The 11,870-nt window shown below is 68.5% G+C and carries 5 protein-coding genes; all 5 read left to right on the top strand.

Annotated features, from left to right (window positions below; genetic code table 11):
• The coding region (locus AC3AYF_RS12215; protein WP_487779791.1) for a capsular polysaccharide export protein, LipB/KpsS family at nucleotides 1–611 on the top strand (611 nt) is incomplete at its 5' end.
• Between the two features lies 1 nt (nucleotide 612).
• Nucleotides 613–1,860 (top strand): capsule polysaccharide biogenesis protein, encoded by a 1,248-nt coding sequence (locus tag AC3AYF_RS12210; protein ID WP_295039031.1) that lies wholly within the window; start codon nucleotides 613–615, stop codon nucleotides 1,858–1,860.
• Nucleotides 1,857–2,639 carry an SDR family NAD(P)-dependent oxidoreductase gene (locus AC3AYF_RS12205; RefSeq protein WP_295039030.1) on the top strand — a complete coding sequence of 261 codons (783 nt, stop codon included), beginning with the start codon at nucleotides 1,857–1,859 and terminating at the stop codon, nucleotides 2,637–2,639. The genes AC3AYF_RS12210 and AC3AYF_RS12205 overlap by 4 nt, the downstream gene beginning before the upstream one ends.
• On the top strand, nucleotides 2,636–4,195 hold the full coding sequence (locus tag AC3AYF_RS12200; protein WP_295039027.1) for an LTA synthase family protein: 1,560 nt from the start codon (nucleotides 2,636–2,638) through the stop codon (nucleotides 4,193–4,195). Before AC3AYF_RS12205 ends, AC3AYF_RS12200 begins: the two co-directional genes overlap by 4 nt.
• 37 nt (nucleotides 4,196–4,232) lie before the next feature.
• Nucleotides 4,233–11,837 carry an SDR family NAD(P)-dependent oxidoreductase gene (locus tag AC3AYF_RS12195; protein WP_487779790.1) on the top strand — a complete coding sequence of 2,535 codons (7,605 nt, stop codon included), beginning with the start codon at nucleotides 4,233–4,235 and terminating at the stop codon, nucleotides 11,835–11,837.
• The last annotated feature ends 33 nt before the right edge of the window (nucleotides 11,838–11,870 follow it).

Raw genomic sequence — 11,870 nt, 5'->3', positions numbered from 1 at the left:
CCTCGCTGCCGGTGGACGCGATCGGTTCACGGCCGGTCGTGCTGGTGCCCGGCCAGGTCGAGAGCGACGCCTCGATCGCCTACGGCTCCCCCGAGATCAAGACCAACCAGGCGCTGCTCGAGGCCGTCAGGCACAACCGGCCCGACGCCTTCGTCATCTACAAGCCGCACCCCGACGTGGGCTCGGGCGCCCGGGTCGGTCTGCTCGACAAGACGGCGCGGGGGCTCTACGACCTCGAGCTGGTCGACTGCGACATCATCGACCTGATCGAGCTGGCCGACGAGATCCATACCATGTGCTCGCTGACCGGCTTCGAGGGCCTGATGCGCGGCGTGGAGGTGCATACCTACGGCCTGCCTTTCTATGCCGGTTGGGGACTGACCCGCGATCGGTTATCCTCCCCGCGGCGTCAGCGACAGCTAACCCTCGATGCCCTGATCGCAGGCGCCCTGCTGCTGTATCCGACCTACGTCGACCCGGTCACCGGCGAGTTCTGCAACGCCGACACCGCGGTCGAGTTGATGCAGCAGCAGCGTGACCGGCGATCGGGATTGCCGCTCCGAGTCCGCCTCTACCGGCTATACCGCAATCTGTTCTCCAAAAGGCAATGACTTGAGCACGACACGCAAACACTTTCTTCTGTTACAGGGTGTCTGCTCACCTTTTTTCGACCGGCTGGGCGCGCGGCTGCGCGAGGCCGGACACACGGTCATCAAGGTCAACTTCACCGTCGGCGACAGCGTCTACTGGCGGCAGAAAAACACCTATGCCTACCGCGGCCAGGCCAAGGACATCCCCGAGTACCTCTCCGGCATCTGGGACCGCCACGAGATCACCGACCAGATCGTGTTCGGCGACCGCCGTCCGGTTCATCGACGCGCCATTCTGGCAGCCCGTCGTCGCGGCATCCGCAACCACGTGTTCGAGGAGGGCTACTTTCGCCCCTTCTGGGTGACGCTGGAGCGCGAGGGCGTGAATGCCCACTCGCTGCTGCCCCGGGATCCCGACTGGTATCGCGCCGCCGGCGAGCGCCTGCCCAGCGCCGGTCGCCCCCAGGCCTTTCCCAACCAGTTCCACATGCGCGCGCGCCACGACGTGCTCTACCACCTGGCTGGCGTCGCCAACCCGTTCCTGCACCCCCACTATCGCAACCACGCCCTGGTCACCGCTCCCGTGGAGTACGCCGGCTTCGTGCTGCGCAAGATTCGCATGCCCTACCTGAAACGCCGGGACAAGGAGCGCATCGAAGCGCTGATGGGTTCGGGGCGTCCGTTCTATCTGCTGCCGCTGCAACTGAAGAGCGATGCCCAGATCCGCTACCACTCGGACTACAAGAACATGCAGGAGGTGATCGGGAAGGTGGCCGCGTCCTTCGCCTACCACGCCCCACGGGATGCGCTGCTGGTGATCAAGAACCACCCGCTCGACATGGGCCTGGCCCAGTACGCGCGGCTGATCAAGGTGCTGACCCACGAGTACGACCTGGGCGACCGCCTGGTCTATCTCGAAGGGGGGAGCCTCGAGGCGCTGCTCAAGCACGCCAGCGGCCTGGTCACGGTCAACAGCACCGCCGGCAACGTCTCGCTGGGCTTCGGCTGCCCGACCCACACGCTGGCCTCGCCGATCTACGACATGGCGGGCCTGACCCATCAAGGCACGCTGGACGATTTCTGGCACAATACGCCCGCCCCGGAAGCGGAACTGTTCCGGGCCTATCGACGAACCGTTGCCCAGACGGTCCAGATCAACGGCGGATTTTACTGCCGCCCCGGGATCGAGCTAGCCTCGGAAAACGCCCTTCAGGCGCTGCAGCGGGATCGCTCGCCGCTGCAACAACTCATGGATGAGATCGCGTCATGACTCGAATCGTCATTACCGGCGCCACCGGAGCCATCGGACAGGCACTGGCCGCCGTCTACGCCAGGCCCGGCAACCGGCTGGTGCTGCACGGCCGCCAGCGCGAGGTGCTCGAATCGGTGACGGCCGCCTGTCGCGAATCCGGCGCCGACGTCGAATACAGCCAGGTCGACCTGGGCGACGACGACGCCCTGTTCGCGTGGCTGGATTCGCTGTGCACCCCCGCGCCGCCGGACATCGTCATCGTCAACGCCGGCATGAACATCGACATCGGCGAAGACGCCAGCGGCGAAGCGTGGGAAGACGCCAGCCGCCTGCTCGACATCAACCTGCGCGTACCGATGGCAATGGGCAACTTCCTCGGCAAGCGCATGCGCGCGGCGGGACACGGCCAGCTGGTACTGATGAGCTCGCTTGCCGCCTATCACGGCCTGCCGGTGACGCCCAGCTACAGCGCCAGCAAGGCCGGGGTCAAGGCCTACGGCGAAGCGCTGCGCGGCTGGCTGGCGTCCCGCGGCGTCGGCGTCACCGTGGTCATGCCGGGCTACGTCAGTTCGAAGATGTGCCACGAGATGCCCGGGCCCAAGCCATTCCTGTGGCAACCCGAGCGCGCCGCCCGGGTCATCGCCCGCGGCATCGAGCGCAACCGCGCCCGGATCAGCTTTCCCTTTCCGCTCGACTTCGGCTGCTGGTGGCTGGCGGTACTGCCGGCCGCGATATCGCAACGCCTGCTCAAAGGGTTCGGCTATGACGCCGGCCATGGCGACGGAGCGCAGCGATGACTCATGGATTCTGGAACGGGTTCTGGGCCACGCTGATCTCGCTGGTCGTCACCAGCCTGTTCGAACTGCTGCTCAAGCCGCGTCCCCAGCCGCTATGGCAACGGCCGCCGGCGGCGATGGCCGTTCATCTGGCCTCCGCCACCCTCCATTTCGCGTTCTGGCTGCTGGTGGTGCAGCGCCCCTGGTTCGCGCTGGTGATCGCCGCCTCGCTGCAGATGGTGATCATCCAGGTCAACAACACCAAGTCGACCTCGCTGCGCGAGCCCTTCCTGTGCCAAGACTTCGAATACTTCGTCGACGCGGTTCGCCACCCCCGGCTCTATATCCCGTTCTTCGGCATCGGCCTGACCATCGCCGCCAGCCTGGCCGGCGCCATCGCCATCGCCATCGGCTTCTGGCTGGAGCCTTCGCTCTACGGCCATGCCGACGCGCCGTGGTCGCTGCTGGGCACGCTGGTGCTGGTCGCCGCCGCCACGGCGGTGCTGGCCTGGCAGTTGCCCCGGCTACCCGCCTGTACGCTGGAGCCCAACGACGACCTGGTCCGGCTCGGGCTCTACCCTTATCTATGGGCCTACGGCCGCCTGACCCGGCTGCCCATCGACCGCCAGGACAACGACGGCGCCTTCGCCCCGCCCGCCGGTCTCGAACCGGAGGAGATCGACCCCGCCACGCTGCCGAACGTGGTGCTGGTCCAGAGCGAGTCGTTCTTCGACCCCCGCGACTGGCATCCGGCCATTCGCCGCGAGCTGCTCGGCAGCTACGACGCGCTGGTGGCCGAAGCGCTGCAGGCCGGCCGTTTCGAGGTGCCTGCCTGGGGCGCCAACACCGTGCGCACGGAGTGTGCGGTACTGACCGGCTTCACGCCCTCCCGTCTCGGCGTGCATCGCTTCAACCCCTACCACCAGCTGTCGACGCTGCCGGTCAACAACCTGGCCGGCGCACTCAAGCGCCTGGGCTACCGGACGGTCTGCATCCACCCCTATCCCGCCAGCTTCTACCTGCGCGACAGGGTCTACCCCAACCTGGGCTTCGATACCTTCGTGGACATCGCCGACTTCGACATCGCCGAGCGCGACGGCCAGTACACCGGCGATCTCGCGCTGGCGGAGCGGGTACAAAAGCGGCTGGCGGCGGCCGACGAGAAACCGCTGTTCATTTTCGTGATCAGCATGGAGAATCACGGCCCGCTCCACCTGGAGACGGCGGACCCGAGCGTCGCCGAGCGCTGGGTCGAGGGCGGCGTTACCGACGGTTGCGAAGAGCTGACGGTTTACCTGAGGCATCTACGCAACACCGATAGTATGCTGGAACGACTCAGGGACTCTCTTGACCAGGGCGGACGGCCGGGCATTCTGGGCTTTTACGGAGATCACGTGCCGATCATGCCGAAAGTCTACGCACGGCACGGCGAGCCGGATGGTTTCACGAACTATTTCATCTGGCGGACCGCGCCCCGTTCGGGGGATAACGTGCGGATGACGCTCCCAGCCGATAAGCTGGGAACAACAATCTACGACAGGATTATCGACCACGCTGGAAAGCGCGGTGCGAATTGAGAAAGGCGTAGCCAGTGCTACGAAGCAAGGAGTCCCAATGACCAAACGCGTTGCCATCATCGGCGCGGCTCACCGGTTCCCGAGCGCTCCGACATCACAACGTTTCTGGCAAGCGCTCAAGACCGGCGAAGACCTCGTCACCACGGTCGCAGACGACCGTTGGGGCCTGGAAGCCTATCGCCACCCGGACAAGCAGCACCCCGGCACCAGCTACACCTTCGCCGCCGGCAGCCTCGGCGACATCTCCGGCTTCGACGCCGGTTTCTTCGGCATCTCGCCGCGGGAAGCCGCCCAGATGGATCCGCAGCAGCGGATCCTGCTGGAGATGACCTGGGAAGCCATGGAGGACGCCGGCATTCCCGCGCAGACACTGCGCGGCAGCCAGTGCGGCGTGTTCCTCGGCATCGCCAGCCTCGACTACTCCTACCGCATGGCCGACGACATGTCGGCGATCGACACCTCGACGGCGACCGGCAACACCTCGAGCATCGCCTCGAACCGCATCTCCTACGTGTTCGACCTGCACGGCCCGAGCATGTCGATGGATACCGCCTGCTCCTCCTCGCTGGTGGCCTTCCACCAGGCGTGCCAGTCGATCCGCAGCGGCGAGACCGAGATCGCGCTGGCCGGCGGCATCAGCCTGCACCTGCATCCGTTCGGCTTCATCATCTTCTCCAAGGCGAGCATGCTCTCGCCCACCGGACGCTGCCAGGTGTTCGACGAGTCCGGCGACGGCTACGTGCGCTCCGAGGGCGGCGGGGTCTTCCTGCTCAAGGATTACGACAAGGCGCTCGAGGATGGCGATCGCATTCTGGCCGTGGTCGCCGGCAGTGGCGTCAACACCGACGGTTTCAAGAAGGGACTGACGGTCCCCAATCCCGACGCTCAGGTCGCGCTGATGACCCAGACCCTGGCGCGTGCCGGGCTGACGCCGGACGACCTCGACTATCTCGAGGCCCACGGCACCGGTACCGCCGTCGGTGACCCGCTGGAGACCCGCGCCATCGGCGCGGCGATCGGCCAGAAGCGCCGGACGCCGTTGCCGATCGGCTCGGTCAAGAGCAACCTCGGCCACCTGGAGACCGCCTCCGGCATCGCCGGTCTCGCCAAGGCGCTCTATGCGCTGCGCGAGCGCGAAGTCCCCGCCACCATCGGCATTCGCAAGGTCAATCCGCGCATCGACCTCAAGGGCTGGAACCTCGACATCGTCGACAAGCCGCGCAAGCTGAAGGCCGAGGGTCAACTCACCATCGGCATCAACTCGTTCGGTTTCGGTGGCGCCAATGCCCACGTCATCCTGCAGTCGCCGCCGGAAACGCCCCCGGCCGAGCGCGTCGAGGCACCGGCGCGGCGCCTGCCGCTGTGCCTGAGTGCCCGTAGTCCGGAAGCGCTGCGCGAGTTCGCCGCACGCCTCAGCGACAACCTCACGGCCGGCGACGTCTCGCTCTACGACACCGCCTACAGCCTCGCCTTCCGTCGCGAACGGCATCCCCACGCCGCGGTGCTGCTGAGCGACAACGCCGCCGACGCGATCACCCGCCTGGACGCGCTGGCCGCCGCCGAAAGCGTGCCCGGCGCCGCCCTCGGCGAGCGCGTCGATACCGGTTACGGCCCGGTGTTCGTCTACGACGGCAACGGTTGCCAGTGGACGGCGATGGGCCGCACGCTGCTGCAGGAGTCGCCGGTCTTCGCCGCTGCCGTCGACGAGGTCGACGCCCTGTTCGCGAAACACGCCGACTTCTCGCTGCGTGCCGAGCTCGATGGCACCAACCAGCACGAGGCCGCGAAGGGGGTCGATCGCCTCGCCCTCACCGAGATCGCCCAGCCCGCGCTGTTCGCACTGCAGGTCGGCGTGACCCGGCTGCTCGAGTCCGAAGGCGTGCGCCCCGCCGCCGTCACCGGCCACAGCGTGGGCGAAGTCGCCGCGGCCTGGGCCTGCGGCGCGCTCAGCCTGGCCGACGCCGTCAGCGTCATCTACTACCGCAGTGCCGGCCAGGGCCGCACCCGTGGCAGTGGCGAGATGACCGCCGTCGGCCTCGGCGCCGAAGCCATGCAGCGCTGGCTGGAAGACCCCGCTCACTCGGCGATCGTGATCGCCGGCATCAACGGCCCCAAGGGCGTCACCCTGGCCGGCCCCGCGGATGCGCTGGAACGCCTGGAAGCGGCGCTTTCCGCCGAGCGGATCTTCGCCAAGCGCCTGGCGCTGGACTACGCCTTCCACAGTCCGGCCATGGACCCGATCCGCCAGGAGGTCATCGACGCCCTCTCGCACCTGAAGCCCTCCGCTTCCCGGATACCGTTCATCTCGACCGTGGCCGGCAAGCGGCTGGACGGCCGTGAACTGGGCGCCGAGTACTGGTGGCTCAACATCCGCGAACCGGTGCAGTTCGCACCGGCGGTCGATTCGTTGATCGAAGCGGGGGCGCGCGCCTTCGTCGAGATCGGCGCCCAGCCGATCCTGCGCCGCTACCTGAGCGACGCCTTCTCCGCCCAGTCGGTCAACGGCAGCGTCATCGGCACGCTGAGTCGCGATCACGACGGCGCCACCGCCATGGAAGCCAGCCTCGCCGCGCTGCTGGTCAGCGGTGCCGTCTCCGCCGAGGCGTGGTTCCCGGTCAGCGGTCGTTTCGTCGACCTGCCGCGCTATCCGTGGCAGCGCGAGCGCTACTGGGTCAAGGCCACCGGTGACTCCCAGGGCCTGATGGGCCGCCACTACGAACACCCGCTGCTGGGGTATCGCCTGGCACGCCAGGGGATGGCGTGGGAGCGCCAGCTCGATACCCGCCGCCTGCCCTGGCTGGCCGATCACCGCGTCGGCGACGCCACCGTATTCCCGGGTGCTGGCTTTGCCGAACTGGCCCTTGCCGCGGCGGCGGCCGCCAAGGCATCGCCGGTGCTCGATATCGAGGCGCTGGAAATTCTCAGCCCGCTGCTGCTCGACGCCGCCCACGGCAAGAAGCTGCAACTGGAGATCCAGGATGCCGACGGCACCCTGACCATGAAGACCCGCGAGCCGGCCAGCGAGGATGCCTGGACGCTCAACGCCCGGGCCCGGATCACGGCCCAGACCCGCGGCCTGCTGCTGACCCGCCGCGGCACGCCGCTGCCCGACCGGCCGGCGGACGTCACCCGGGAGCAGCATCTGGCCATGGCCGCTCATGTCGGACTCGAGTACGGGCCGGGCTTCCAGGCGATCAGCGAAGTCTGGGTCGAGGGCGACCGGGCGCTGGGGCGCATCGATCTGCCCGCCGCCATCGCCGAGGACCAGCGCGACTGCCTGCTGGCGCCGGGCATCCTCGACAGCGCCTTCCAGCTGTTCATCCCGCTGCTGGCCGACGAGCTCGCCAAGGCAGGCGGACTGGCCTTCGTGCCCGTGCGCCTGGAACGGCTGCAACTGCAGGTCGATGCCGCGCCGCCGGCCTGGATGGAAGTGCGCCTGACCAGCCGCGCACCGCACTCGCTGTGTGCCGACGTGGCGCTGTTCGATGCCACCGGCAATGCCGTGGCGGTGGTCGAAGGCGCCCGTTTCAAGGCCGCCCGCCTGCGTCACGCGGTGCAGCATCGACTCAGCTATCTCGACCATCGCCTGGTGCCGGCGCCGCGTGAAGCGGCCGCGCTGCCGCTGGACGACGCCACCGCCGAGCTGGCCCTGGCGCAACTGACCGACAACTACCGCAGCGTGACCGGCAGCCGCTACGGCGACGAGGTCGAACCGCTGCTGGAGACCCTGGTCTCGGCGTTCGTCGACGAGGCACTGCGCAGCCATGCCGACAGCGACGGACAATTGCTGGCGGGCCATTTCGATGCCGGCGCGAGCGAGGTCCGAAAGCGTCGCCAGGCGCTGGTCGATCTGGCGCTGGCCATCGGCATCGTCACCGAGACGCCGGCCGGCTGGCAGCTGCAGGAAGCGCCGGAGATCGACGCGGCCACGGTCTGGAACCTGCTGATCCGGGACTACCCGGACTACGCCGCGCTGACCCACAGCATCGGCCGTTTCGGCCTGCATCTGGCCGACTGGCTCGAGGAGCGTCTCGACGTCGCCACGCTGGGCCTGGACGCTCCCCGCCTGACGCGCCTGGTACAGGCCGCCGTCGGCGAGCGCGGTTGGCACGCCCTGGCCGATACCTGGCTGGCCCAGTACGCCATGTCGCTCGAGCTGCTGCCGCCTCACCAGCGGCTGGTGATGCTCGAAGCCTCGGCGCTGCGCCCGCAGCTCGGCGAGCGGCTGATGGGCGGATTGCGCGGCGATCGCGCCGAGTACCGCTTCGTCGCCCTGCGCGACAGCGCCCTCAATGAAGCCGAATCCCTGGCGGAGCACGATCCCAGGGTCGACCTGCTGACGATCGACGCCGCCACTCCGGCGATCGGTGCCAATGTCGCGCTGGTCACGCTGGACGGGACCCAGGACGAGATCGACCGGCTGCTGCAGTGGTTGCCGGGACAACTGGCGGACGACGCCCAGATCGCGCTGCTGGCGCTGGGCGACACCGACTGGCAGTCGTTCCTGTCACTGGCGATGACGCCCGATTCGCGCCCCGCCGATCTCGAGACGACCCGTCAACGACTGGAGACCCTCGGCTACCGTCAGCTCGAGCGTCACACGCTGGAGAACGACCAGGGCGGCCTGCAGCTGCTGACTGCCCAGGCACCGTTGACTTCCGCCACGGCGGAGACGGAACCCGACACCGCCCGTGACGACTTGGCCCATGATGCCGAGCAGTGGCTGGTGATCAGCGACGACAGCGCCCAATGGCTGGCCTCGAAGCTCGTCACCCGCTTCGAGACGCTGGGCCAGGCCGTCCACCATCTGGCCGGCAGCGAGCTGACGCCCGGCGAACTGCTGCCGCTGGCGCTGGAGTCCTTCCGCCCGAGCCAGATCGTCGACCTGCGCGGCCTGGCCAGCGCGGCCGAGGATCGCTGCGTACTGGCCGCCCAGTGGCTGCAGACGCTGGAGTCGATGGAGAGCGACGCCGCGCTGTGGTGGCTCACGCTCGGCGTGGGCGCGCATTTTTCTACCCTGCCCGAAGCCGCCTCGAACGGTTCTACGTCGGCTGATCTCTCCGGGCTGCCCGAAGACGCAGCGCAGCGGTTCAAGCTGCCCGAAGACGCAGCGCTTTGGGGCTTCGGCCGTTCGCTGCAGAACGAGGCCGGTAGCCGCCAGGTTCGGCTGCTGGATCTGCCGCTGTCGAGCCGCGATTCGCTGTCCAGCGAACTGCTGGATGCGCTGCTGTTCGAGCTCAGCGTGCCGGATGCGGAGACCGAGATCGTGCTCGACGCCGACGGCCAGCGCTGGGTTCCCCGCCTCGGCCTGGCACCGGCACCGGGCACCCGCTCCGGCGGCGAGCAGCCCGAACGCGATCGCGCCGTCAGCCTGGGCTTCGAGCTGCCGGGGCAACTGCGTCACCTGCGCTGGCAGCCCCACGATCTGCCCGCGCCGCAGCCCGGCCAGGTCGAGATCGCGGTCAAGGCCACCGGTCTCAACTTCCGCGATGTGATGTATGCGCTGGGCCTGCTCTCCGACGAGGCGATCGAGAACGGCTTCGCCGGACCGACGCTGGGCCTGGAGTTCGCTGGGGAAGTGGTCAGCGTCGGCGATCCGAACGGTTCGCTGCGCCCCGGCGATGCCGTGGTCGGCTTCGGCCCGGCGAGCTTCAGCGACCGGCTGATCGCCGACGTCAACGCGGTGGCGCCGATCCCCGCCGAGATCGGCTACGCCGCAGCGGCGACGATCCCGACGACCTTCTTCACCGTCTACTACTCACTCAAGCACCTGGCCCGGGTGCAGCCCGGCGAACGGCTGCTGATCCATGGCGCGGCCGGCGGCGTCGGCCTGGCCGCGATCCAGGTCGGACGCTGGCTGGGCGCGGAGATCTACGCCACCGTCGGCTCGCCGGAGAAACAGGACTTCCTGCGCCTGATGGGCGTCGACCGCATCTACGACTCACGCAGCCTGACCTTCGCCGAGGAGATCCTCCACGACAACGCGGCCGAACGCCAGGCGTCGGGAGACGACGGCAGCGGCCAGCGCCTCGGCATCGACGGTGTCGACGTGGTGCTCAATTCGCTGGCCGGTGAGGCGATCAACCAGAACCTGCGGGTCCTCAAGCCGTTCGGCCGCTTCGTCGAACTCGGCAAGCGCGACTTCTACGAGAACACCAAGGTCGGCCTGCGCCCGTTCCGCAACAACCTGAGCTACTTCGGGGTCGACTCCGACCAGCTGATGAGCGAACTGCCCGAGCTCACCGGCGAACTGTTCAGCGAGATGATGACCCTGTTCGCCGACGGCACGCTGGCACCGCTGCCCTACATCGCCTTCGGCAGCGATCGCGTGGTCGAGGCCTTCCGCTACATGCAGCAGGCGCGCCAGATCGGCAAGGTCGTCGTCACCTACGAGCGACCGCCGACCATGGCACCCGCGCCGGCCAGGGATGTTCCGCTGACGCTGGATGCGGCGGGTACCTACGTGGTGACTGGCGGGCTCGGCGGCTTCGGCCTCGCCACCGCCGAATGGCTGGCCGCCAAGGGCGCGCGCCGGCTGCTGCTGCTGAGCCGTCGCGGCGCCGTCACCGAGGAAGCCGAGGCCGGCATCGAGCGGCTGGAAGCGCTCGGCGCGACGGTCGCCGCCCGCGCCTGCGACGTGACCGATATCGCGGCGCTCGAGCGGGTCCTGGACGAAGCGCGTGAGGGCCTCGGCCCGATCCGCGGCATCGTGCATGCCGCCACCGTCATCGACGACGGTCTGATCCGCAATCTCGACGAATCACGCATCCGCCAGGCGATGGCGCCGAAGCTCGAGGGCGCCCGACACCTGGACTCGCTGACGGCGAACGACACGCTCGACTTCTTCGTCGTCTACTCCTCGGCCACCACCCTGTTCGGCAACCCCGGCCAGGCCAGCTACGTGGCCGCCAACCACTGGCTGGAAGCGTTCACCGCCAACCGTCGCGCCAACGGCCGCCCGGCCACGGTGGTGCGCTGGGGCGCGATCGAGGACGTCGGCTTCCTGGCGCGCAACACCCAGACCCGCGACAGCCTGCAGGAGCGTCTCGGCGGCCAGGCGTTGACCTCCAGCGACGCGCTGGCGGTACTCGAACGGATGCTGGTGGCCGATGTGGCCTCGCTCGGCGTGCTGGAGCTCGACTGGCGGGCGCTGGCTCGCTTCCTGCCCACGGCGGAGGCGCCGCGCTACCGGGAGATCGCCCGCACCGCCAAGGACGACGGCGGCCAGGAGGGAGACGATGACCTGCAGAAACTGCTGGCCAGCCTGTCACCGGAAGCGCTCCACACGACCCTGATAGAAGTCCTCAGCAAGGAGCTCGCCAAGATCCTGCTGATCGACGAGGAGAAGATCGATATCCACAAGTCCGTCTACGACATGGGCTTCGACTCGCTGATGGGTGTCGAGCTCGTCACCGCGCTGGAAGCCCGGCTCGGCATCCAGGTGCCGGTGATGGTGCTCAGCGAGGCCGGCACGCTGGCCAAGCTGTGCGACTACCTGATGCTCAAGCTGCGTGGCGACGACACCGAGACCGACAGTGACGAGGATGCGCTCAGCGGTCTCGCCGCCCAGCACGGCGTCGACGCCCTGCAGAACGGCGGCGGGACTCGGGACGACAGCGGGACTCGGGGGGGCCAGTCATGAGCCAGCCCCGCGACGCCCTCAAGCCGCGCCTGC

The organism is Salinicola sp. (genome assembly GCF_982684285.1).
Note: the sequence above shows the minus strand (reverse complement) of the source record. Positions and strands in the feature narration are given on the sequence as shown.

What these genes read in the sequence shown, in the direction of transcription:
- AC3AYF_RS12205 (WP_295039030.1), top strand. Translation starts at nt 1,857, where the DNA reads ATGACTCGAATCGTCATTACCGGCGCCACCGGAGCCATCGGACAGGCA.
- AC3AYF_RS12200 (WP_295039027.1), top strand. Translation starts at nt 2,636, where the DNA reads ATGACTCATGGATTCTGGAACGGGTTCTGGGCCACGCTGATCTCGCTG.
- AC3AYF_RS12195 (WP_487779790.1), top strand. Translation starts at nt 4,233, where the DNA reads ATGACCAAACGCGTTGCCATCATCGGCGCGGCTCACCGGTTCCCGAGC.